This is a genomic window from Flavobacterium sp. W21_SRS_FM6, assembly GCF_052119645.1.
Classification (GTDB): domain Bacteria; phylum Pseudomonadota; class Gammaproteobacteria; order Enterobacterales; family Alteromonadaceae; genus Paraglaciecola.
Genome location: NZ_JBGQOM010000007.1, coordinates 198,020 through 221,623, shown reverse-complemented (window position 1 = coordinate 221,623; position 23,604 = coordinate 198,020). Strand labels below are relative to the sequence as shown.

Genomic DNA, 23,604 nt, shown 5'->3' with positions numbered 1-23,604 from the left:
ATACAAGGATGTCGAAATGCAAAACCATTCGCCTGTTTTCAAATCCCTTTTAGTCTCATTTTTATTTCTTAGTTTATTATCTTGTGGCGACAGTGATAAGACAGAAACGCCGCCACCACCCACTAATGCGCCACCTGTTGCTAGTGCTGGAAATGATCAAAGTGTCGATGAGCAAAGCACGGTTACCCTCTCAGGGACGGGTACTGACAGTGATGGCACTATTAGCACATATAGTTGGGCTCAAACAGCCGGTACTAACGTTAGTTTAAGTGCTAGTTCAGCGGCTTCGACTACTTTTGTCGCACCCGATCTAAACGCAGATGAGACCTTAACCTTTTCCCTAACCGTGACTGACAACGATGGCGCAAGCCACAGCGATAGCGTTTCGGTAAATGTGCTTAGAATAAATGAAGACCCTATCGCCAATGCGGGTCCTGACCAAAGTATTGATGAACAATCAACAGTAACCTTAACCGGTACTGGCAGTGATGATGGCACCATTAGCAGCTACAGTTGGAGTCAAACAGCAGGTACTAGCGTCAGTTTAAGTTCCATTACTGAGGCCTCAATTGACTTTATAGCACCCGATGTTACTGCCACAGAAACCTTGTTGTTCACGCTGACCGTCACCGACGACGAGGGAGCAACGAACAGTGACACGGTGTCGATAGAGGTACGCAAAGTAAATATTGCACCAACGGTTAACGCAGGTAATGACAAAAATGCCATTGTAGGTGACACCGTATCGTTAAACGATGCCAGTGCAAGTGATGCTGATGGCGACACACTCACTTATACCTGGGCGCTGTTAGTGCCACCTAATAGCACAGCAAGCTTATCTTCTACATCGGTATTGACCCCCGATTTCACCCCCGATATTGCCGGCACCTATGTAGCCAGCTTAACGGCTAATGATGGTGCTGCTACAAGTCAATCAGACAGTGTCAATATTGTGGTGACAGAGCCTGTCATTAATCCCACGACAACGCGAGTAAACGGTACCGTTCTAGCTTTTAACACCACTCAACAAAAAGTGGCCATTGATAGTACCCAAGTCGTCATTTCAATTAATTTGCTGGATGAAAATAACAATATCTTGGCTACGAGCACGCCTGAGGCGACTGAAAATCCACAAGTAGGTGACGAGCTGCGTTTTAATTCTGAAGTTACTGCAAACAATGCAGCTAAAGTTGCGGTTGATGTATCTTATCCGGGCTACACCAGTTCATCGTGGCGAGTAAACTACAATGACGTAGTTAATTTAGATGCCAAATTATTACAAATTCCCGTACAACAAGTCGCAGAGTCAAGCATGCAGTCGGTCTCAGGCCAAATGACTGATGGCTTTAACTTGCAACTGTCTGAAACGGTAAACGGACAACAAGTAACGACAATGAGCATTAGCGTGCCAAGCTCTCTATTACCTGCAAACACGGCATCTTTGTCCATGGCGGTTGAAACCTTTGATCCAAACGATCCAGCCGATGCAGAGTATTTCCCTGGCGAATATGCCGATTCCGATGGTAATCAACTTGTTTCGGTTGCGTTTAATTTTGCCGATGTCACAACCGATAGCAATGAACCCCTAGCAGAAGCAATGCAGAGAGTGAGAGCCGAAAAAATAGCAAACCTAGCGGGTACTGCGGCCAAATTAGAGGAAGAACCGGTCATTATTAACCGCAATATACCCGCCCTGAGCTGCCCTATTCTTGAGACTTTAGGTGACAGCGATGCAAGCCAAGACGGCTTTCAAGTGCCTATATATGTTTTTAACCCCTACAGTGGTTTGTGGGAATTACTCGGCCAAGGCACGATTTATGATGCGATAGGCCAAATGGTCGATGCGGGACGAACTCAGTTTGATTGCACTACCAGCAATTACACCATGGAAATTTTAGTCACCAGTGAGATTTTCCTCAGCAAATGGTGGAATTTAGACTATCCCCTATTGTTCTCACAACCTAAAGAGTTATGCGCCACAGTTGAAGTGCAAAATACAGAGCAACAAGTCATTGCCGGCGTGATCGGATTTGTCAGTGATAAAGATGACTCCTTTGACTTTAGCTCCGGCTTTTTTATCACCGACCAACAAGGTAGAGCTGAAATATGTGTCACGCTCATATCTGAAACTGATGACACTGAAGCAGAGCTGTATATCTATAATTCCACTGAATTCGGTTACAGCCAAAGCACCATCAATTTATCAGAGGTTAGTGATGAACCTGAAATCCAGATCATCACCGTAGACAGAGCAAAACTCTGCTACGTCGATGGCAAAGTCACCTTCACAGATGGGGTGCCGGCTCACAAACAATTAATGTACGCAATTGGCACTAATTCTTTTAGTTATAATTTTGGTCTTACTGACGAGGAAGGTAACTACAGTCTTGCCGTAACGTGTGAGATAGAACACGCCTTATACAATTACACCGGTTATTTATTTGGCGCTGTATTTTCGCAATCAGACGATCCAAGCAATCATATAAAAAGCGTCAATGTTGACGCTAACGTCGACTTTGACGAATCAAGTGACGATGGCGTAAGCGTCACTACCAAAGACTTTGTGGTGCCTTACAGCCCGCCCTATTTTGTCGGTTATGGACTTACGACTAATAACCAAATATTGGTCTCTGCCTATGGTCTATATGATGCTTTTCCGATGACAGTCAAAATTAATGTCAGAAATGTCGATGACACACAACAGTTTGGAGAAGTCATAGGGCAACTTACCATCGACCCCGAAGACGATGAAAATGATTTTTGGTATCTCAACTACAGCACGTTAACGTTAGACTTTACTTTCCCTGCTGGCGCTGATTCCTTATACGGTGATGTTGAAATAATCGACGCACTAGGAAAAACCTGGACGATGAATCCTATCCTTTTGCGTTAAAAAGACGTAAACCACAGTTAATAGTAAAGATCTTCAAACAAAAAAACGGCCTCAATTGAGGCCGTTCTTTTAGGAGAAGGTGTTACGCTTCACCCACCATGTTGAATGGTTAATCAGTAGCGAGACTTGCAGCCCGCAGTTTGCAGCCCGCAGCGCTAATCTCGCAACTGTTGTTAGATTCTTTCGTTTAATGCGGCAACGATAGGTGAGTTATCTAAGCCGTTTTCAGCCGCCCAAGCCACTACGGTTTTACCGTCAGCTTCGGGTGAGCTTAAGTCACCTTTAGGCATTTTCTTAACCATCAAGGTGCCGGTTTCTACTGCGCCGTTTAACATGGCCGTACGAATTAAGCTTTGACCGCCACATGAAATCCCTGAGTAATAATCTTGTAATTGTAAACGGTAGTCAGACTGGACCATTTTCATTTTTTTACGCAATTCGCCTTTATCGTCAGCTTTCACGATAGTGCAGATGTTTTGTAGTGCTTCGTTGATATCAGCATGAGCATTACCAGCAACAATGAAAGAAGCGGCGGCTAAAGCGATAGAAGTTTTAACGATTTTCAACATGGTCAATTCCTCAAATAGGTAAAGTAGTTAGGTTTAGGTTTGAAACAAGTTAGTGTGTTGGCCTGTCTCGATGGACCTATTAAACCCCATTAAAATTGATTGAAAAATCTACAAGGTGATACTTAGGTATGTACTTTCATAACTTGTGAGTAGCGGCAATGACAGTTGCTATAAAAGCAAAAAGCAGCCGAAGCTGCTTTTTAAAAGGCTATAGCGCGCAACTACAGTTTTTCTACTTCGGCTACTTTTTGGCTAAAATCGGCAAGTTCAAGTTCTAGATACTCGTCTTCACCTTGCCAATTAACGCCAATCATAATGTTATCTTGAGCTAAGTCTTCTACCCAAAACTCTAACCAATCAGCCACCGTAATTTCTACTGGTGTATAGTCTTGCCATTCATCAACACAGTGACTGCTTGCTAATGTTTTGTTTGACCATAGAGGCATTACATCGGTGTTTTCAAAATTGATGGAGTCAAGAATAACCCAACCTTCAGAAGCACCGTCTTGAAGGGCCCACATCACTTGGCTGGTTTTAACTTCAGCCAAAAACGCTGAAAAATGGGTGTTATTATCTGTCATAAATTATTATTGGTTGTCTGGTGAATAAACATATCATACGGAGTATGTAAGTGACTCACAACGTCCAAAGAGGTAATTAATCATGTATGCTGTAAACCCAATTAAGACAGTCGAGCCTCGATGAAAGAATGCACCCAGTGTGGAAAATGCTGCACCAAATACAGTGATGGTGGTTTATCAGCAACTGACGACGAAATAGCCATGTGGCAGTTGTTTAGACCGGATGTTGCCGAGTATGTCAAAGCAGGCCTTATTTGGATGAGCCCGCAATCGGGTAAACAACTGAGTTTATGTCCCTTTTTACGTAAAGTGCCTGAGCAAAATATTTATACTTGCGACATTTATTACGACCGTCCAGATGATTGCAAATTCTATCCTGTCACCATTAAACAAATGATCGGTGATGAATGTGAGATGCTTGAAGATGATGATCTCAAGCATCCCGAAAAAGCCCAACAAACATTAGATCGATTAATGGCCGATAGCCGCCCAGCATTTGGCAAGTAGCTAATTAACTTCAACTCTGCTGTAAACCAGTTCTGTTGCGGTGCTTCTTTGTTCACTGTAGCGATAACCAGCTATATCAAAATCTTTAAGCTGAGCCACTTCGCTCAATCGATTTTGAATAATGTAACGGGCCATCAAACCGCGGGCTTTTTTGGCATAGAAGCTGATCACTTTATACTGACCACTTTTATAGTCTAAAAAGGTTGGCGTAATAATTTGTGCCTCTAATTTTTTCGGCTTGACCGACTTAAAATATTCATTTGATGCTAGATTAACCAGAACGTTATCACCCTGTGCTTTAACGGCAGAATTGAGCAGCTGAGTGATTTTATCTCCCCAAAACTGATACAGATCGTTACCACTATCAGTGCTTAATTTTGTGCCCATCTCAAGTCGATAGGCCTGCATTAAATCTAAGGGTTTTAGCACCCCATATAAACCTGAAAGTATGCGTAAATGCTGTTGAGCAAATTCGATATCTGCTTCGCTTAGTGTGGTGGCATCTAAGCCGCCATAAACATCACCGTTAAACGCTAACACCGCCTGTTTGGCGTTTTCTGGGGTAAACGGCGGTTGCCAACTGGCAAAACGATCGGCATTTAAGCCCGCTAGTTTGTCACTGATTTTCATTAACGATGAGATGTTAGCAGGGGAGAGCTGCTTGCAGCGCTCAATTAATTGCGCAGATTCTTCTAACAACTGGGGCTGGGTATATTTCAAAACTTCTGCAGGCTTTTCAAAATCAAGGTTTTTGGCCGGCGACAACACAACTAACATAAATAATCCTAAAAACGTAAACAAAGCCTTTATAAGGGGTACGCAGTAAAATGCAAGTTAGATGTTCCAATTAGTCTCTTTACAGCCAATAATCACCGCATAAAACCTAAATTTCTTAGATATTCAGGTTCAATTAATCTTTAATCGGCTTTAATACAGCCCAAGCACTCATGACATAAAATCAATAGGACACCAATGCTTAAGTTTTTTCCCCTAATACTGACTTGTTCCCTATTTTTAAGCGGCTGCGCGAACATGGATAAATCGATGTGTTTGGCGGCAAACTGGCAAACTATTGGTTTTGAAGATGGCGCTGCAGGACGGCCTCAAACAGAAATAGCACAACACCGTAAAGACTGTGCGAAGCACGGTATAACACCCGATTTAACTGCTTACCGTACTGGGCACGACGAAGGTTCAGTATTATTTTGTACTGATAACAATGGGTTTCGCCATGGTAGCGCCGGAAAAAATTACCAAAATAGCTGTCCTGAAGCACTTGCTAACGCGTTTTTAAGCGGATTTAAAGACGGTGAAGAGTTATATCAAGCGCAAGGTTCAATGAATCATGCTCAGAGCAATCTTAATCATTTGCTCAATGACATCAGCAAATTACAAACACAGATTGACCAACAAACCGAAATGATGATTGCTGATGGTTTGACTCGTGATGAACGCGCAAAAATTCGTGACGACATTGCGCTAATGCAGGCCGATTTAGCGCAATTATATGTGCAAAGATCAGAGTTTGAGCAGCAAGTAGCGGCAGCGAAATTTAATTACGAACGCACTTTACGCCGATTTTCTCGGTATAACTAAAATCCTATAAGGAAGATCCGTGAAAAAATCATCAACAATACAAGCCTGTCTTTTTGTCAGCCTGTGGGTATTGAGTTTTTCAAGTCAGGGTAAACCACCCAAAGGCCTGAGCATTTTTGTTAAACAAGAGATAAATACCACCGACAGAATTACCGGCGTGGGCGTAGCTCAACGCATTGAGTTTGCTTACAGTGACTTTGGAGCTGAAACCACCACTAATATAAATCATGCAGAGGTACTGACAGAAGATGGTTATTTAGAAGAATTTTTAGCATGGGAGGTGGGAGTGAAAGTTGGCTATTTTTCTGACGTATTCTTCTATGTTGAAGCAGGTATTGATTTGGCTGAAGGCATACTCAACGCCGATCGTAACGATGACTGCTGTTACACCAATTACGAACAAAACAACGATCCAGACGGCTACGCCGGCTTAGGTTTAGGTTTTCAGTTACAACACGCCCGGCTCGAATTATCGGCCCGGGCTCGACAATTAGACAGCGACAACTGGCGTAGCCAAGCCTATATATTTTACGGCGCGCAGTTAAGCATCGGGTTCTAACTCGATAGCTTGTAGTAAAAATACAAACAATAGGGTGGCATTACGCTTACGACTATTTATCTTTGCATTATTTTTGTTGGTAAAAATTCGGTTTTTACTGGAGTCATCACCATATCAGCTATAATCTACAAACCAAGCCGACCAATGTGTCTCTGTGTAGCCTTAGATACATTCGGGTAACAAATTTTCAGAACATATAGTATTCATCTTAATTCTTTTAATCATCTTAGTTTTTTGTAAAGATAACTACCATTCAAGTCGAGCACTTACGAGGATCTCATGTCAAATCAGTTACAAGCACTGCGCGAAATTACTACTGTTGTTGCCGATACCGGTGATATTGAAGCGATAAAAAAATATCAACCTGTTGACGCGACGACTAACCCTTCTTTACTGCTAAAAGCAGCCGAGATGCCTCAATATAAAGCGCATTTAGAACAAGCGGTAGCCTGGGCTAAAAAACAGTCTAACGACGCAGAGCAACAAATTATTGATGCAGGCGACAAACTGTCTGTTTCAATCGGCACGGATATTGTCAATATCGTACCGGGACGTATCTCAACTGAAGTTGATGCGCGTTTATCCTTTGATACGCAAGCAAGTATTGAAAAAGCGCACAAACTAATTGCCTTATACAAAGAAGCTGGCATTGAAAAAGAACGCATTTTGATTAAATTGGCTTCTACATGGGAAGGTATTTGTGCTGCCGAGCAGTTAGAAAAAGAAGGTATTAACTGTAACCTAACGTTATTGTTCGGTTTTGCCCAAGCCCAAGCTTGTGCCGAAGCAGGTGTATTCCTTATTTCACCTTTTGTTGGTCGTATCTTGGATTGGTATAAAGCTAAAACGGGTAAAGACAGCTACGCTCCTTCTGAAGATCCAGGCGTACGTTCCGTAACTAAAATTTACAACTATTACAAGCAACACGGTTATAAAACGGTTGTGATGGGCGCCAGTTTCAGAAACACCGATGAAATTACTGAATTAGCCGGGTGTGATCGTTTAACTATCGGGCCAAACTTGCTTGAAGAACTCTCACAAAATAACGCCCCACTTCCACTTAAATTGAAAGACAATGGTGCCACATCCACACCTGGTCCTCGTTTAACTGAAGCGCAATTCCGCTGGGAAATGAACCAAGACCCAATGGCCACAGAAAAGTTATCTGAAGGTATTCGTAACTTTGCTATTGACCAAGTAAAACTTGAAACCTTGCTTAAGAGTTATTTATAAGCTTGGCATAACAATACAAATTAAGCGTCTAGATTAGGCGCTTTTTTATTTGTCCAAATTGAAACGAGATGAGTCTTTTATTATGACAGCACTAACGACTTCGCCAACATGGCAACAGCTATCTGAGCTTGCACAGCAGGTAAAAACCCAACACATGCGCGATTGGTTTGCTGCCGATCCACAACGCGCCGAAAAGTACACCGTTTCAGCCTGTGGCATAGAACTCGATTATTCTAAAAACCTCATATCAACCGAGGTGTTGTCAGCGTTACAGCAACTTGCACAAGATAGCCAAGTAGCGGAAAAACGTCAGGCCATGTTTGCCGGTGACATTATCAACCACACTGAAAAACGCGCTGTACTGCACACAGCTTTACGTAATTATTCGGGTAAGGCTGTATTGGTTGATGGCCAAGATGTGATGCCAGAAGTACAGGCCTGTCAGCAAAAAATTAAAGACTTTGTAGCAAGTGTACATCAGGGTGAACGCAAGGGTTATACCGGAAAAGCCCTGACCCAAATTGTTGCAATTGGTATTGGCGGCTCTTTCTTAGGCCCTAAGATCATGTCTGAAACCCTGAAACCTTACTGGTTTGATGGCGTTAAAGTACATTATGTGGCTAACGTTGATGGTTGTCATATTCAAGATGTATTAGCTAAATTAGATCATGAAGAGACCCTAGTGGTGATGTCATCTAAATCTTTCACCACTCAAGAAACGTTACAAAATACCTTAACAGCCAAGGCTTGGTTCTTAAATGCCGGTGGTAGTCAGCAAGATATCGCCAAGCACTTTATTGCCGTTTCATCAAACATCAAAGCCGCTACCGAGTTTGGTATGGCTGAAGAAAATATTTTCCCTATGTGGGATTGGGTCGGTGGTCGCTATTCTTTGTGGTCAGCAATTGGTTTACCTATCGCATTGACCATCGGCTACGAACACTATGAAGCACTATTGAAAGGTGCCTACGACATGGACGTGCATTTTCAAACGGCAGCGCCTGAACAGAACTTGCCGATGATTTTGGCTTTATTAGGGGTGTGGTATGTCAACTTTTTTGACGCACAAAGCCACGTATTACTGCCTTATTATCACTACATGCGTGGTTTTCCTGCCTACGTACAACAACTCGATATGGAAAGTAATGGTAAACGGGTTGCGGGTAATAGCACTGTTGTTGATTATGCCACTGGCCCTATTATTTGGGGTAGCGAAGGCACAAACGGCCAGCATTCATTCCATCAGCTTATCCATCAAGGTACTGTATTAGTTCCAGCTGATTTTATGCTGCCACTGAATGTACCTAATCAAGACGCCACTCATCATGCCATGTTAGCCTCAAACTGTTTTGGTCAAACCCAAGCATTGATGCAGGGTAAAACTTTTGAAGAATGTAAAGCCGACTTAGCCAGTAAAGGCTTGGACGCCGATACTTTAGATTCATTAGCAACCCACAAAACCATGCCGGGCAACAAGCCAAGTAATACCTTGTTGTTCAATCAAATGGATCCACAGACATTAGGTGCATTGGTTGCCCTATACGAACACAAAGTATTTGTACAAGGCGCGATCTGGGGAGTGAATTCATTTGATCAGTGGGGTGTTGAATTAGGTAAAGAATTGGGTAATCAGGTACTCGATAAGTTAGTGAATACTGATGCTGCCCTAAATTTTGATGCATCAACCAATCAGCTCATCGCTAAATTCAGACAAGCAAACACTTAGACGTTTACTCAAGGTATCTCTTAATAAAGCTGCCAGCGCGCTTTTACTGGCAGCCATCTTTTTAACTGCGAAACTAAAATCCTTTGGTAATTTAGGCGCAGAATTATTTGCCCCTATCCATTGCAACAAAGCGCGAATCATTGACTAAAGTGGAATGTCATTTTTATTCGTAGATAAACTAGTTTTGCACTTCGTCTGCTCGTTCTGAATTGAGACTTTTAGTTTGGATTTGTTGGAGCAATTGTGTGCGACGTTTTCTACGTGCGCGTCCGGTTAATATTAATACTGGGTGAGTTATAAAAAAAATATAACCGGCTAGTCCCACTAAATTATCTGGCAGAGTCATATCCAGAACTAACGACAATACACAAATGGCCGCCGACGCTGACCACAAATAAATTGCACTTTTAGTATCAAATATTTCAAACACTGACAAACACAATGCCTCCTTTTTACGTAGCGCATGCCAATAAAGGCCGATAAAATTAGCACTCATAAGCAGAAAACCGATTGCATAAAAAGCAAACATAAAACGCACTTCCCAAAAAGCATGAAACTCAAGCTTAAGCGGAAGATAGCCAAAACTGATGGACTGAAACAACCCCTGCATCATTAATCGTAAAGGATAAATATAAATTAAAACGAGCACGATCAAGCTAGAACTAAGAGTGATGGTACCAGCATCTTCTAATCCATAACGGCGTGACCAAACAGCGTGAGTATGCCAAATCCAAATGATCAACGCGCAACTGGCGATAAATGAGGGGATTTGTTTAGCTGCAGTAACAAATTCATCCATGCTAGCGGGAATGGAACCCACAGAAATCACCATCATGGTAACTGCAAATGCAAACGAAGCAGCCACAAAGGCCTCTATCCGGGTCATACTTTCACCGCGCATTTTAAATTGGTCGATGAGTAAGATATTAGACAAAACTCGCTCCTGCATTGAAAAAGACTATTACAGCATTGTGCCCAAACCATAACAATACTATCGGCAAAAAACAGCCTTACCCATTAATCCTCACAAACTCGTTTCAAACACTGTTCCCCTTTATTTGGGGTCCAAGTGAAAAGTGGCAACTGTGCTAGGGCAACGTTAATAACGCTTTGCTTGATAGTAAGTTTTTGCTTCAGAATCAGTAGACTTAATTCCACGCAATGCTTATTCTACTTATACCTTAAAAGAGGATTTAACTAAAAAAACCAACCTTTTTGTTATAACTTTGTTAACGCAATCGAGACCTTATTAGCACGATGGATTCTATTCTTCCTATAATTTTTATTTCTCTGGCCATTGCCAGTGTGCTAAATATTGTCTTAAAAAAATTCGCCATTTCACACATCATCGGTTACATCATCACCGGTACCATTATCAGTAACATCTTCGATTTTAATGGCAGCGAAAACTTAAGTTCTTTAGAGCTCATTGGTGAGTTTGGTATCGTGTTTTTAATGTTTACTATTGGCTTGGAAATGTCATTCGCTAAACTGAAAAAAATGCGTGAAATCGTCTTTATCAACGGCACAAGTCAAGTCGTGCTGAGCGCTGTAGTTATCTATCCTGTGGCCCATTATATCTTTGCCCTTGATGCTACATCTTCCATCATCATTGCTTTGTCTTTCAGTTTATCATCTACCGCTATCGTGCTGACTTACCTGAAAAAATCAAAAGATATTATTACCCCCTACGGTGAGAAATCAGTGGCCATTTTGATTTTTCAAGACCTCGCTGTAATCCCTATATTGTTACTGATTAGTTTTTTAACCAATAACGAACTGTCGATGCAAGAGATCTTGCTGAAAACCATTTTATCGGCGTTTGCAGTTATCCTATTTATGTTTACCCTCGGTAAAAAATTAATTGAGTGGCTACTGCATTTTTCTACCAATGCCAAACTTGAAGAACTGTTCTTAGGCTCTGTGTTGACCATAGTTATTGGCGCGTCCTTACTTGCCCATGAGATGGGCTTTACCTATTCACTGGGCGCCTTTATCGCAGGCATGATCATTGCCGAAACCACCTATCACGTAAAAGTTGAGTCGGATATCGCCTCCTATAAAGACATTTTATTAGGTGCGTTTTTCTTCTCAATTGGCACCAAAATCGACATTCTGTATTTTTACCAAGAGTTCTTTTGGGTATTAGGCGTGTTGTTGCTAACTATGTTAGTTAAAGCGTTGATTATTTATATCTTGATCAGGCGTAAGGCAAATAAAAGCGACGCGATTAAATCAGCAATTGCGCTGTGCCAAATTGGTGAATTTTCGTTCGCGATTTTTTCTTTAGCCACCAGCCAGCATATTATTTCTGATGAGCTTGGTAGTTTTCTGATTTTAGTGACTGTGTTATCCATGATAGTAACCCCCTTCATGGTCAATAATATTTATCGATTAGCCTCATATTTTGTGGTCGAATTTTTTGAATCAGACAAAATCACGCCAATCAATGCCAATAATCACATCATCATATGTGGCTTTGCGATTGTAGGCCGTATTGTTGCTACTGAGTTAAGTAAGCAGGGTAAAGAATTTGTCATTATTTCTGACAACTTGCAGCACGTATTACTTGCCAGAGAGCGCGGTTACATGGCCTATTTTGGTCACTTAGAAAAACTACCTGTACTTGAGTCACTGAAGGTCGAACAGTCTTCTAGCATTATCATCACCATGAACACCTTGTTAACAAAAAAGATAATCTGCCAAGCCGTACTCGACTACTACCCTGGCGCAAAACTCGTGGTTAAAGTAAATAGTCGTGACGAGCAATTAGCCTTGTCTGGGCTCAATATTGAGTCTTTTGTACATGCTCGGCATGAAGCCGCATTATTGTTAGTGAAAAAGAGTCTAGAGTCTGCCGCCACTGCAGAATAAGCCCCCATTAAGTCCTTATAAAAACGACAGCGCCTGCCGCCTTAAACCCGCAGTTTGGCCGTTGGTAACAAAAGTTTCATGCGTACTTCACAAAAAAGACAAGAATATATTCTATTTTGACCCTCGTTGTGGTAAAAGAGTGGTGGACAAATTTTCGCACTTTTGCGGAAAAGTTCATCGATTTCAATAAAATAGTGGCTATTGCGCTTTAAAATAATAATGGGGATCCCAAATGGATAAGTCCGATTTATTTTCAATGATAGATACAGAAAACCGCTCCTCTAAAACTAAATCAGCAAAACGAAAATGGAGAGAAATCGAAGCCATTCATGACCGTCAAAGACTAAGGCAAGAATTGAGTGAGCTAGGCATGACACTTGAAGATGAATTAGAACTTTTATAATTCAAGCACTAAAAAAGCTTCGCAACTGCGAAGCTTTTTTTATGCGCCCATTTCCGCAAAGAAGACTAATTTAAAAAGGGTTTAAACTGTAACCTTGTTGCTGTAAATAGGCGTGTGCGGTCATCGCCGACAACATCAGTTTCACCCCAGGAATCAATTTATCTGCACTGACGTCAAAATGAGTGGCTGACTGCCCACACAGATAGACCTCAGTATTATGCGCCAATAGCTGTTTGATTAAGGCCTGATTCGCGTTGGTTTTCATATACAAAGCCTGATAGTACTTATCCGCCAATAGGTCTTTGCTTGCCCCACCATGTACCACTAGGGCTAAATGTATATTGTCTATGGGCACGCCGCTGTCCATATGCATATTAATAAACCGAGCCAAAGAATTAAACGCAAAATTAAGTTCGCCTTCTGTCGCTTGTTTAGACACATCAAAGGCAATTTTAAAATGACTATTTTTAGCTAAAGTTTGCGCATCAGGTACTTGATAAAACTGACCAAAGTCTTTGATAGGTTGTGTAGCAGCTAGAGCTGTGGTGGAACAGAGCGCACTGCACAATGACAAAATATGCACTGCCTTTAGAAATAACGTCATGATTAATACTTTTAGGTGAGCAACAGAGGGGAACAATATAACAACAAGTCAGCACTATTGACCTAATTGTTTACCACTTTAAAAGAGAGTGGACCGTAGTCCTTGCATTAGTGCTGGCTTGATAGCGCGATCATTCAGCTTGATTAACTAAAAAAGCAACGCATGCCTGAACGTAAAACTGAAATTTAGCTTTCACTGCGTTCAGTTTCTCAGTCGTTCCAGTTTGGCCTGAAAGTCGGAGTTGGCCGATAAGCCGGGTTCTGTCGAGGGCAATCATTCATCTAGGCCAGCAATCGCTCACTGGCTCAAGCAACACACCCGATCCCAAGCACGGGCCGCGCCATATGGGATCCTATTTGGTCTTGCTCCGGGTGGAGTTTACCTTGCCACACACTGTTGCCAGCGGTGCGGTGCGCTCTTACCGCACCCTTTCACCCTTACCAATTGGTTACGAATAACCAACAGGCGGTCTTCTCTCTGCTGCACTTGTCGTCGGCTTGCGCCGCCCAGGCATTACCTGGCACCCTGCCCTATGGAGCCCGGACTTTCCTCCCCTTATCAACGTGCGAACACCCGATAAGCGACGATTGCCTGGCCAACTCCGGTCGCGGATTCTACGCAGGTTAAGGGTTGATGACAAATATTATTACAGCAGCGAAAAATCGGCTTCAGTACCTTAGGTCAGACGCCACCTCGTAGCGCATACCTTCTCGTTAGTTCTGTTAAACTTTTGCCGCGATAATTAGAATATCCGCACTTATTTGCTTGGTTAACAGGCAACTTATTTTGGGCCACAAGCCAGTCATCCTAAAGTTCTGTTACACGCTGGTTTGAGTCAATCTGCCGTTCACCTGACCAGCATGTTTTTCATCGCATACTCAGGCATCTCTTTGATCAAATTTGCTATAGCGGGCGTACCTGCATGGCAACAACAACTATGGTATAAATACACTTCATTCCATCAAGGAATGCGCGCTTATTGATAAGGGATGCTAATGATAAAAGACACGAAGCCAACATTCTGCTTAACCCTACTAATTCTCTTTTTTTCCTCGTTTTACGTCGCCGCTCAACAACGGGGTGAAAATATTGCAGCTAATGTCATCGTTAGCCCTTTGCAATTTGAAAACGATCGCGAACGCATTCAGTCGGTTGGTACCGCAGAAGCCATTTATTCAGTGGTACTTTTTCCTGCTGTGGCAGACCGTGTCACCGAGGTGCTTTTTAGCCCAGGTGATAAAGTTGAAAAAGACCACGTTTTACTGCACCTTGACGATCGTCGTCAGCGCGTGGCCTTAGAACGGGCTAAAATTACCCTAGAAGATGCTCGGCGCACAGTAACTCGTTTAAAAGAAAGTCGAGCTCAAGGCGCCGTGCCGCAAAATGAATTAGACGATGCCATCACCCTATTCGAACTCAGTAAAGTTGCTCTACAAGAAGCCGAAGTTGAACTTGAAGATCGGGTGGTGCGTGCCCCTTTCGCTGGCGTAGTGGGTTTTACTGATGTTGAAGTAGGCGATCGTATTACCATCCAAACCCCGATTACTACCCTAGACAATCGCGCTGAATTATTTGTTAATTTCACTGCCCCCGAAATCGCCCTGCCGATGTTGTCGGGCAAACCTACCCTAACGTTACAGCCTTGGTTAAATACCGACGCCCCTGTTAAAGCGGTTATCAGCCAGATTGATTCGCGTATCAATGTAGATAGCCGCTCTTTTCGTGTTAGAGCCCTGCTGAACAATCGTGCAGATAACTATCGCCCGGGTATGAGTTTTCGCGTGGAATTACTGCTTGAAGGCCAGCGATACGCCTCTATTCCAGAAATTGCGCTGATGTGGGACGCAACGGGCGCTTACGTGTGGGTGGCAGAACAGCAACAAGCCAGAAGAGTAGATGTAGCCATTAAGCAGCGACTAGCGGGCAGAATTTTAGTGGACGGTAAACTCAGCGAAGGCCAATTGCTGATAACTGAAGGCATACAACGTTTGCGCGAAGGCCAAGCGCTTAGCTTCAGTCAAACAGTAAACTAAGGGCGTATCATGAAACTAAATATGCAGCTACTCAGCAACGACTTGCCCTCTCTGTCTATTCGTCGGCCTATCTTAATTATTGTTTTGAATTTACTGGTGATGATTGCCGGGCTTGCGGCCATAAACGCGATTGAAGTTCGTGAGCTGCCTGATGTCGACCGCCCCGTCATCACCGTACGTGCAGTCCTACCCGGTGGTTCGCCTGAAACCATCGATACCGAAATTACCAGTAAGCTCGAAGGTGCGGTGGCGAGGGTCAGCGGTGTTAAGTCAATCCGTGCCCAAAGTGAAGAAAACAGTTCACGCATAGTAGTAGAGTTTCGCCCCGGTATAAATTTAGATGATGCAGCCAATGAAACCCGCGAATCAGTCAGCCGCGTACAACGGGAGTTACCCGATGACGTTGAGCAAGTATCGGTTATCAAAGCAGATAACGACGCTGAAGCAGTGGTCAGTTTAGCGATTTCTAGCAGCGTACTTGACCTTGAAAGCATGACTGAGCGAGTCGACAAAGACCTTGCGCCGTTATTTTTAAGTATTCCTGGTGTTGCTGATGTGCGGTTAAACGGCGATAGGCAACGGGTATTACGGGTAATGCTTGACCCATTGCGCCTGACCAGTTTTGGTTTAACTGTGACTCAGGTTGCCAATGTATTGCGCCAAGCGCCATTTGACGTACCTGCAGGCAGTTTTCGCTCAACTGACCACCAACTTATTGTGCGTGCCGATGCTACTTCTATCACCGCTCGACAGGTCAAAGATATGCTTATTGCGGGTGATACCAGAATTGGTGATGTCGCTGATGTGTATTTTGGCCCAGCAGATGGCCAAAATATGGTACGCCTCAATGGTGTGCCAGTAATTGGCTTAGAAGTGATTCGCCAAGCACGCTCAAATACCATTGAAATCTCAGATGAAGTGCTTGCTTTAGTTGCTAATCTGGATAAACGTTTTACCGATTTGACTATTCAGGTTACCTCGGACGACGCCGAATTTATCCGCGGCTCGGTCTCAGAAGTCCTCACCTCATTGCTTTTTACCATTGCGCTGGTTATCGCCACGTTGTGGGTATTTATTGGCTCATGGCGGGCGACCATTGTGCCAGCCTTATCTATCCCGGTATCGCTTATTGGTGTACTCGCGGTGATTTGGGCACTGGGGTTTTCTATCAATATTTTGACCTTGTTGGCCTTAGTGTTAGCCACAGGCTTAATTGTTGATGATGCCATTGTGGTATCAGAAAACATTCAACGTCGCCGAGGAATGGGCTTAGGCAGTAGGGCTGCGGCCGTAGTGGGAACCCGTGAAGTATTTTTTGCGGTACTGGCCACCACCGCAGTATTGGCTGCGGTTTTTGTACCCATTGCGTTTTTACCTTCCACCGCTGGTAGATTATTTCGCGAATTTGGCGGAGTGTTAGCTGGCGCAGTCATTATTTCTTCGTTTGTCGCCTTGTCTTTAGTGCCCGCATTAACGGCTAAATTATCAGCGGGTAACAAAGACAAAAAACACATCTTCAGCGCACTGGGCAATAAGTTATTGTCGGCTTACAGTACAGCACTCAAGTGGAGTTTGAATCATGCGTGGTGGGTGTTTTTTATCAGCGTATTAGCGGCGACCGGGGCAGCCAGTTTATATTGGCAGCTCGAAAACCAATTATTGCCCAGTGAAGATCGCGGCTCGATTCGAGTTTTTGCTCGCGGCCCAGATGGCGTTGGACTTAACTTTATGGACCGCCAAGCCCAGCAAATGGAAGATATTCTGCAACCCTTTGTTGATGATGGCGAGATGGATTCAATTTACACGGTTGTTGGCCAGTGGGATCCGAATATTGTATCGATTACCGCACCGTTAAAAGATTGGTCAGAGCGTAGTCTTAGCCAACAAGACGTTATTGATCAAATTCGTGGACCATTAGGTAATATTCCAGGTGCGCCAGGACGTGCGTTTGGCACCAATAGTTTAAGTTTACGTGGCCAAGGCGGTGGTTTAGAAATTGCGCTGACTGGTCAAACTTATGAGCAAATTTTTGCCGCAGCAGTGGCGTTTTCTAATGTTTTAGAAACAGAATACCCAGAATTTGGCAAACCCAATATTTCATACCAACCCACCCAACCACAATTGCGCGTAGAAATTGACCGCCAGCGTGCTGACGAACTTGGTGTGCCGCTCAACGATATTTCTACCACCTTACGCGCCGCCATCAATGGTGATGATATCGCAGACCTTAACGTTGGCGACCAGGCGGTTCCTATTATTTTGCAAGCCAATCGCTCAAGCATTAATGATCCCTCAGACTTAGCCAATTTGTATGTTGGCTCACAAGGCGGCAGCTTAGTGCCCTTATCGAGCCTTGCGACCATACGCGAAGAGGGGGTTGCTGCCGAGCTTGAACGCCATGCCCAGCGCAGAGCCATTGAAATAGATTTAGAACTGCCCGAAGACATGCCCATCGATGTTGCGGTTGGTATTATAAGTCAAACCGCCGAACGCACATTGCCAGAAAACGTGGGTATTGTATTTTTAGGAGAAGCCCTCGCTTATGAAGAAACCGCCAGAGAAGTCACCTTAACCTACGTTCTAGCCTTTGTGATTGTGCTACTGGTATTAGCCGCACAATTTGAAAGTATCAACAGTGCTGTGGTGGTCATGCTAACCGTGCCCTTTGGTATTGCCGCTGCGCTTTTTGCACTTTATCTCACTGGTACGAGTATCAATATTTACTCACAAATAGGTTTAGTCATGCTCATCGGTTTATTGGCTAAAAACTCCATCTTATTAGTGGAATTTGCCGATCAGTTGCGTGATAAAGGCTTAAGTGTGCGAGAAGCAGTTGAACAAGCTGCTTTGATTCGCCTTAGACCCATCACCATGACCTTAGTATCTACCTTGCTGGGCGGTTTACCGCTGATATTATCGAGCGGCGCGGGCGCAGAAGCACGCAACGCCATTGGCTGGGTGGTGTTTGGTGGCCTTGGCTTTGCGGTATTGTTTACCCTATTTTTAACGCCAGTACTGTATTTAGCCTTAGCCCGTTTAGTTAAACCGCGAGCTGATGAAAGTAAAAAATTAGAAAAAGAATTGCTGGATATAGAAGCACTAGAGCATTAGGACTAACAATTAGCCAAAATAGTTATTCGGCGATACTTACAATATAAGGGTGAATGGAAGCACAGCAGTACGCTATCCTGCTGCAAACTATGCTATCGAGCTGCCACAACTATGGCTTAAGCGAAATGTCTTTGAGTAACGTAATGATGTTAGCGTTCCCATTAAGCTCGGCTAAGTCTAGCAAATAGCTTTTTTCTAACTCTTGCATAGATTGGTCGCCCAATAAGCTTTTTACTGACTCTTCTTCGCCATTAGCGATAGCGGTTTTTAACGCCGCAAAGTTAGCAATACTTTGTTCATGGGGCTTGTTATTGCCTGAGGCCATTAGTCTTACTCCTACATTATTCAATCAGTAACGTTGTCGTCTAGCCCTTACCCTAACAAGATTAGTAACGCAGGTACATGACATGCTACAACGCTTTGGGACAATACAAGCCTAGCGTTGCTCGCTCAATTGGCTTTTTGTGATACTGACTGCGTAACAAGGTCTTTTTTGCACACCAGTACAATCAAATAAACCATGGCGAAGGGCGGAAAAAACGCGAGGAGTACCCCAATTACGGTCGCGGCGATAGGGGTCTGAGTTTTACGACGGCCAAGGTAGTAACTCAATGCACCAATGAGTAGCACAAAAACAACCATAATTTCGCCAAGCAGTGCGGCACTAATATTCATTGTAACTCTCTATGTTATGTAAACGTGGACTGATATTGAGTCACTTTCTAACCAACTCATTTTCAATTGGATGATATCTTAAACCTTATCAACTCAAAAGTATCAGCTTCTGTGGTGATTTTATTTCCCACCCCAATAATGACTTCTCTTGCTCCAGCACCAATAGCGAGTTCTCGTAATACACGATCTTCTATTGTCGATAAGCCACCTTCTGTTTTTTCAATAAGTTACTAAGTTACCACCTATTTAAACGATATTGATAACATACCGAGTTGATCGCCCACCACCTGCTAGTTATTTGACAGGGCGTAAGTACACCTTGAGTGCTTTCAAGTATCTGGTAGTAAGCTTTGCGATTCTGTTCAATAGCACTACTGAGCGAATAAAAACGAATACTACTTTCTCACTTTGGGCCAGTGCGCGGTCAGTTAATGCTCGTGCAACCCGGCCATTTCCATCTTCAAACGGATGTAAGGTAATAAACCATAGATGCGCCAACGCAGCGCGAATAATACTGTCAGCCGGCTTGTCGCTACTCTGTTTTGGGTAGGTGTTAAACCAATCGATAAACCGATTTAATTGCTCGCTCAAATCTGCCCTCGGTGGCGCTTCACAATGCACAATTTCACGCCCGCCACGTTGTGACACAACCTGTATGGGTGCGTTATCACGTAACTCACCAATTTTAATCTGGCGACCAAGGGGCGCTTGGGTGAACAATGCGCTCTGCCATTGGCATAACTCATCTTGGGTAAGTGGCTCACTTAAGTTTGACGTGACCTTGGTTAGCAGGCTAACCAAACTATCAGTTTGTGCAGTGGCATGATCTTTCTTAGTTGCAAAGGCAGATTGTTCCAGACCTAAATGACGGGCCACAGAGGAACGAACCGAACCCACATCAAGCATCTCACCTTCTATTTCTGAGGTTTTAAGCGCGTTTTGGATCAAAGCATCCATTTGTGCTTGACGATCAAGCTCTTTAGGCAACCCCGCAGCTTTAGCGATGAGTTGCTGTTGATTAGCCAATACCCGTTGCAAAAAAGGTGCTAGCGCAGCCTGCTGGTAGGTAAATTCAGTCCAATTAGCACCTTGCCAGATATACAATCTCATATTTAGTTAAAAAGTATTAGCTCATGTACTAAGAATTTTTATCACTTTATGTAATAGTCAAATATTTTGAACCTGCCGCATACAATCCAAAATATGAATAATCACTTTCCAATAAGACAACCTGCTGATCTAACCAACCAATTAAATCCGCTCCTGGGATATATTCGCTTAAATTCCGGCCAACAAATTCATTTAATGAGTCGGCTACACCATTTTTAGTTGGTAATCCCCAATAATTTCCACCGCTTATGTTTCTTACTCTATTAACTGCCGTACTTGTCACCTTATAGTTTTTATCTACATCCTTTTGCGATGGCACAGTGACAAATGAATAGCTAAAACTTGCAAACGATTCTATCGAACGTCCCTTAGATCCCACTGATACATTCCTGCCAAAGCCCTTCGCCGAATAGACCATATCCCAGAGCATTGGTATCTGTGCATTGTCGTTCCAGTTAGTTTTAGTTTGGATGATGCCAATTGATATATCTTTCATAGCAAATGTAGATGACAAAATACGATCGAAATATTCTGAAAAAAGTTCTTTTGCTCGTTTTTCTGGCCAATCCATTATTTTTGGAAAAGCTATATAAATTAAGTCAGCCTCAGTATTAGATTTGAAATTGTTATATTTAACGGCAATCGCATCGGTTATAAAACGAGGCAATAGACCCTTATTACTTTTGATAACTACAACACTACTTCCAATTAAACATAGATTTAAATACCAACAAACCAAACTTTCCCACGCGGCTCCTCCAGCAGAAACACTTGAATTAGTATTTTCACCTACCCTCGTATTACCTTGAGAAGAAGCACTAAAAATATCTCTTAAATGGTCACCAAGATCAAAGATAATCCTACCGGAGAGCCTATCACTAGTAATTGAAGAAATGCACTCAGACCAATGTGGAAATGAATTCTTTGCGCTACTAGTAGACATTGCAGATTCAACAGCTGCCTTTCTATAGGACTCAATCACTAAATTCCCTTCTATTATGATTTTTCAACAGTCAGCGATACTAATATGACTTTTATTTAAATACAATTTTCCTAAAAATTTCAAGATGTTATGATTACAAAATAAACCAACAAAATACTGTACATAGATACAGCCACACTTTAAAATAGTGAATTTAACCTTGTATCGTGATATCGGATTAAGAAGTCAGTAAATTAACCTCCTGGACTTTTAGTCAGACTTTATCTATTATCCTCGCTTTAGAATATGAGTTAGCAAAAATGAACCACATAGAGCTATTTGCCGGCTGCGGCGGTCTATCCTTAGGATTAGAATCTGAAGGATTTGATTTATTACTGGCAAATGAGTTATCTCCTATGGCTGGCGAAACTTTTGCCTACAACCACCTTGGACTGAACCTCGAAAATAACGGAATCAAAGACGATGATCATGTCTATTGGATTAGTAGTGAATATAGCCGTGACAAATCAGAAGCCAGACTTAAAGAGAACCCTTATATTGCTGCAGGCTTAAAAAATAAAATATCTGATTTAGTTGGATTAGAAAATCATCCTGAAAAACTACGCCGAAGTTTACTTATTGGCAGCATTTTAGACCTCAATACGTTACTTAAAAAACCTAAACTTAAAAAAGCGCTAAGAGAAGGATTAGGTGATGGTGGTGTCGACCTTGTCTCTGGAGGCCCTCCTTGCCAAAGCTTTAGCATGGCAGGTATGCGCCAACACTCCAATCAGAGAAACTCGCTACCTTGGGCGTTTGCCGAGTTTGTAAAACAAATTCAACCTAAGATGGCATTACTTGAAAATGTAACTGGGATTCTTCGACCATTCACAATTGAGGGTAAAAAATATTACGCCTGGTACGAAGTAGCAAAAGCCTTTGCTTTAGAAGGGTATGTACCACTATGCCTACATGTAAACGCAAAGTATGCTGGCGCCGCGCAGAACCGTCCTCGCTTCATTATGCTGGCATTCCGAAAAAATGTATTTTCGCAAATACTGAAAAACAATACCGATAATGACCTAAAAGATGCCCTAAATAATTCTGATAAGTTCTTTTCGTTGGTTGCTAATGAAGGTGATCAACTCGAATATGGTCACCTTATGTACCATGATGTAGAAAATGGCTCATCATTATACAATTCAAAACTATTTGAATCGCTTGTAACTCTTAGATCGGCTACCAGTAAGTTGGTAACAGCAAAAGATGCTATTGACGATCTAAATAGAAAACTTGGAAAACCTAGTCAATATGTCAAAACCATCAATGATCAGGCTTACAAGTTAACTGAAGCCGAGGCGCACAAACATAGTGAATGGAAAAAGTTATTAACAACTGATTATAAACCTGAAAACCAAGAACATCGTGGCAACAGTAAACGAGTTCGCGCTCGTTTTAGGCTCTACCAAGTGCTCAACAAAATTGAATCTAAAAGCGTAAAAAATGAAATTAAGGCATTCCTCAAAACCGGCAACAGCAACTTAATTAGCGATAGTTCTTTAGTTGTACTTGCAAGTCAAGACTGGCTATTAACCGAAGATGGCGTAAGAGTTGATAGACCTAATCCATCTGCAGTGCTCAAACTGTTAGCTTCATTGCAAACTAAAAAGCAAACTCAAAAAGCTTTATCTGCCAATAAACCAGCGCCAGCAGCATTATCCATACCTGATGACGCCTGTCACTATGACGAAAACACTCAAAGAACACTTACAGTTAGAGAAATGGCTAGATTCCAATCTTTCCCTGATTGGTTTGTATTTAGATCAAAAGTCACGACAGGTGGACATATGCGAAGGTTCCAAGTGCCACAGTACACCCAAGTTGGTAATGCTGTACCACCATTGCTCGGAAAAGCTTTAGGTAAAGTTTGTAAAAACTTATTAGAACTTGGCAAGAATTAAATTTCTTGCCACTGCTACCGCTTCATCAAACCCAAACTCCAAACCACTATCAATCTCCTCTCCATCCTTACACACCAACCAGACAAAACCTTCTCGCCATTTGTCAGGATTAGGTTCGATATAAATTTCAAAGCCCATAAATTCCTCTTCATAACTGCTTGGCATTGGAAGTGAACTGGCGGTTGTATACATTTTTAAACCCTCTTTTATCTAGGTACAAACAGTATCGATCAGCTGCACTTACTAT

The 23,604-nt window shown here is 42.7% G+C and carries 21 protein-coding genes and 1 other RNA gene; 11 read left to right on the top strand and 11 right to left on the bottom strand.

Going from position 1 to position 23,604, the window contains the following annotated elements:
- The first annotated feature begins 16 nt into the window (after window positions 1–16).
- Complete coding sequence (locus ACEN2L_RS13580; RefSeq protein WP_441744419.1) at window positions 17–2,893, top strand: PKD domain-containing protein; 2,877 nt, start codon at window positions 17–19, stop codon at window positions 2,891–2,893.
- A gap of 173 nt (window positions 2,894–3,066) precedes the next feature.
- Here the strand turns inward: ACEN2L_RS13580 and ACEN2L_RS13575 are convergent, their stop codons facing one another.
- Both ACEN2L_RS13575 and ACEN2L_RS13570 read right to left on the bottom strand, forming a co-directional pair.
- Window positions 3,067–3,462: a DUF3718 domain-containing protein gene (locus ACEN2L_RS13575; RefSeq protein WP_441744417.1), complete on the bottom strand. Its 396-nt coding sequence runs from the start codon at window positions 3,460–3,462 to the stop codon at window positions 3,067–3,069.
- Window positions 3,463–3,683: 221 nt separating this feature from the next.
- Entirely contained in the window at window positions 3,684–4,043 is a 360-nt protein-coding gene (locus ACEN2L_RS13570) for a DUF2750 domain-containing protein (protein WP_441744415.1), read from the bottom strand.
- Window positions 4,044–4,163: 120 nt separating this feature from the next.
- Between ACEN2L_RS13570 and ACEN2L_RS13565 the strand changes: the two genes are divergently transcribed.
- Window positions 4,164–4,550 (top strand): YkgJ family cysteine cluster protein, encoded by a 387-nt coding sequence (locus tag ACEN2L_RS13565; protein ID WP_441744413.1) that lies wholly within the window; start codon window positions 4,164–4,166, stop codon window positions 4,548–4,550.
- On the opposite strand, the gene yaaA is transcribed toward ACEN2L_RS13565, so the two are convergent.
- Window positions 4,551–5,327 (bottom strand): peroxide stress protein YaaA, encoded by a 777-nt coding sequence (gene yaaA / locus ACEN2L_RS13560; protein ID WP_441744412.1) that lies wholly within the window; start codon window positions 5,325–5,327, stop codon window positions 4,551–4,553. It abuts the gene before it with no gap.
- Between the two features lie 255 nt (window positions 5,328–5,582).
- Here yaaA and ACEN2L_RS13555 point away from each other — a divergent pair, with 255 nt between their 5' ends.
- The 4 genes from ACEN2L_RS13555 to pgi all read left to right on the top strand — a co-directional run bounded on the left by ACEN2L_RS13555 (window position 5,583) and on the right by pgi (window position 9,664).
- On the top strand, window positions 5,583–6,146 hold the full coding sequence (locus ACEN2L_RS13555; RefSeq protein WP_441744410.1) for a DUF2799 domain-containing protein: 564 nt from the start codon (window positions 5,583–5,585) through the stop codon (window positions 6,144–6,146).
- Between the two features lie 19 nt (window positions 6,147–6,165).
- Window positions 6,166–6,705: a hypothetical protein gene (locus tag ACEN2L_RS13550; protein ID WP_441744408.1), complete on the top strand. Its 540-nt coding sequence runs from the start codon at window positions 6,166–6,168 to the stop codon at window positions 6,703–6,705.
- 279 nt (window positions 6,706–6,984) lie between these two features.
- Window positions 6,985–7,938, top strand: a complete 954-nt coding sequence (gene tal, locus ACEN2L_RS13545) for a transaldolase (RefSeq protein WP_306020718.1) — start codon at window positions 6,985–6,987, stop codon at window positions 7,936–7,938.
- An 82-nt stretch (window positions 7,939–8,020) separates the two neighbouring features.
- Window positions 8,021–9,664 carry a glucose-6-phosphate isomerase gene (pgi, locus tag ACEN2L_RS13540; RefSeq protein WP_441744406.1) on the top strand — a complete coding sequence of 548 codons (1,644 nt, stop codon included), beginning with the start codon at window positions 8,021–8,023 and terminating at the stop codon, window positions 9,662–9,664.
- Window positions 9,665–9,842: 178 nt separating this feature from the next.
- Here pgi and ACEN2L_RS13535 read toward each other — a convergent pair whose 3' ends face one another.
- Entirely contained in the window at window positions 9,843–10,598 is a 756-nt protein-coding gene (locus ACEN2L_RS13535; protein WP_441744404.1) for a TMEM175 family protein, read from the bottom strand.
- 323 nt (window positions 10,599–10,921) lie between these two features.
- Here ACEN2L_RS13535 and ACEN2L_RS13530 point away from each other — a divergent pair, with 323 nt between their 5' ends.
- Together ACEN2L_RS13530 and ACEN2L_RS13525 are read left to right on the top strand one after the other, a co-directional pair.
- Window positions 10,922–12,538, top strand: coding sequence for a cation:proton antiporter domain-containing protein (locus tag ACEN2L_RS13530; protein WP_306023180.1), 1,617 nt, complete (start codon window positions 10,922–10,924; stop codon window positions 12,536–12,538).
- A 232-nt stretch (window positions 12,539–12,770) separates the two neighbouring features.
- The gene (locus tag ACEN2L_RS13525; protein WP_306023181.1) at window positions 12,771–12,941 is read left to right on the top strand and encodes a DUF3545 family protein; all 171 of its coding nucleotides are present in this window, start codon (window positions 12,771–12,773) and stop codon (window positions 12,939–12,941) included.
- Between the two features lie 70 nt (window positions 12,942–13,011).
- Here the strand turns inward: ACEN2L_RS13525 and ACEN2L_RS13520 are convergent, their stop codons facing one another.
- Window positions 13,012–13,545, bottom strand: a complete 534-nt coding sequence (locus ACEN2L_RS13520) for a DsrE family protein (protein ID WP_441744402.1) — start codon at window positions 13,543–13,545, stop codon at window positions 13,012–13,014.
- Between the two features lie 233 nt (window positions 13,546–13,778).
- Window positions 13,779–14,148, bottom strand: an RNA gene (gene rnpB, locus ACEN2L_RS13515) — RNase P RNA component class A.
- Window positions 14,149–14,540: 392 nt separating this feature from the next.
- Between rnpB and ACEN2L_RS13510 the strand changes: the two genes are divergently transcribed.
- Together ACEN2L_RS13510 and ACEN2L_RS13505 are read left to right on the top strand one after the other, a co-directional pair.
- Window positions 14,541–15,578 (top strand): efflux RND transporter periplasmic adaptor subunit, encoded by a 1,038-nt coding sequence (locus tag ACEN2L_RS13510; RefSeq protein WP_441744400.1) that lies wholly within the window; start codon window positions 14,541–14,543, stop codon window positions 15,576–15,578.
- 9 nt (window positions 15,579–15,587) lie between these two features.
- Window positions 15,588–18,689 (top strand): efflux RND transporter permease subunit, encoded by a 3,102-nt coding sequence (locus ACEN2L_RS13505; RefSeq protein ID WP_441744398.1) that lies wholly within the window; start codon window positions 15,588–15,590, stop codon window positions 18,687–18,689.
- A gap of 109 nt (window positions 18,690–18,798) precedes the next feature.
- Here ACEN2L_RS13505 and ACEN2L_RS13500 read toward each other — a convergent pair whose 3' ends face one another.
- The 4 genes from ACEN2L_RS13500 to ACEN2L_RS13485 form a co-directional block, all read right to left on the bottom strand.
- Entirely contained in the window at window positions 18,799–19,014 is a 216-nt protein-coding gene (locus ACEN2L_RS13500) for a hypothetical protein (protein WP_306021269.1), read from the bottom strand.
- A gap of 125 nt (window positions 19,015–19,139) precedes the next feature.
- A complete protein-coding gene (locus ACEN2L_RS13495) occupies window positions 19,140–19,364 on the bottom strand; it encodes a hypothetical protein (protein ID WP_441744396.1) in 225 nt (74 codons plus the stop codon).
- A 294-nt stretch (window positions 19,365–19,658) separates the two neighbouring features.
- Window positions 19,659–20,474 (bottom strand): Fic family protein, encoded by an 816-nt coding sequence (locus tag ACEN2L_RS13490; protein WP_441744394.1) that lies wholly within the window; start codon window positions 20,472–20,474, stop codon window positions 19,659–19,661.
- A 46-nt stretch (window positions 20,475–20,520) separates the two neighbouring features.
- Window positions 20,521–21,456, bottom strand: coding sequence for a hypothetical protein (locus ACEN2L_RS13485; RefSeq protein ID WP_441744392.1), 936 nt, complete (start codon window positions 21,454–21,456; stop codon window positions 20,521–20,523).
- 260 nt (window positions 21,457–21,716) lie between these two features.
- Between ACEN2L_RS13485 and ACEN2L_RS13480 the strand changes: the two genes are divergently transcribed.
- Window positions 21,717–23,357, top strand: a complete 1,641-nt coding sequence (locus tag ACEN2L_RS13480; RefSeq protein ID WP_441744390.1) for a DNA cytosine methyltransferase — start codon at window positions 21,717–21,719, stop codon at window positions 23,355–23,357.
- Here the strand turns inward: ACEN2L_RS13480 and ACEN2L_RS13475 are convergent.
- Window positions 23,337–23,549, bottom strand: a complete 213-nt coding sequence (locus tag ACEN2L_RS13475; RefSeq protein WP_441744389.1) for a hypothetical protein — start codon at window positions 23,547–23,549, stop codon at window positions 23,337–23,339. The genes ACEN2L_RS13480 and ACEN2L_RS13475 overlap by 21 nt on opposite strands.
- Between the last annotated feature and the right edge of the window lie 55 nt (window positions 23,550–23,604).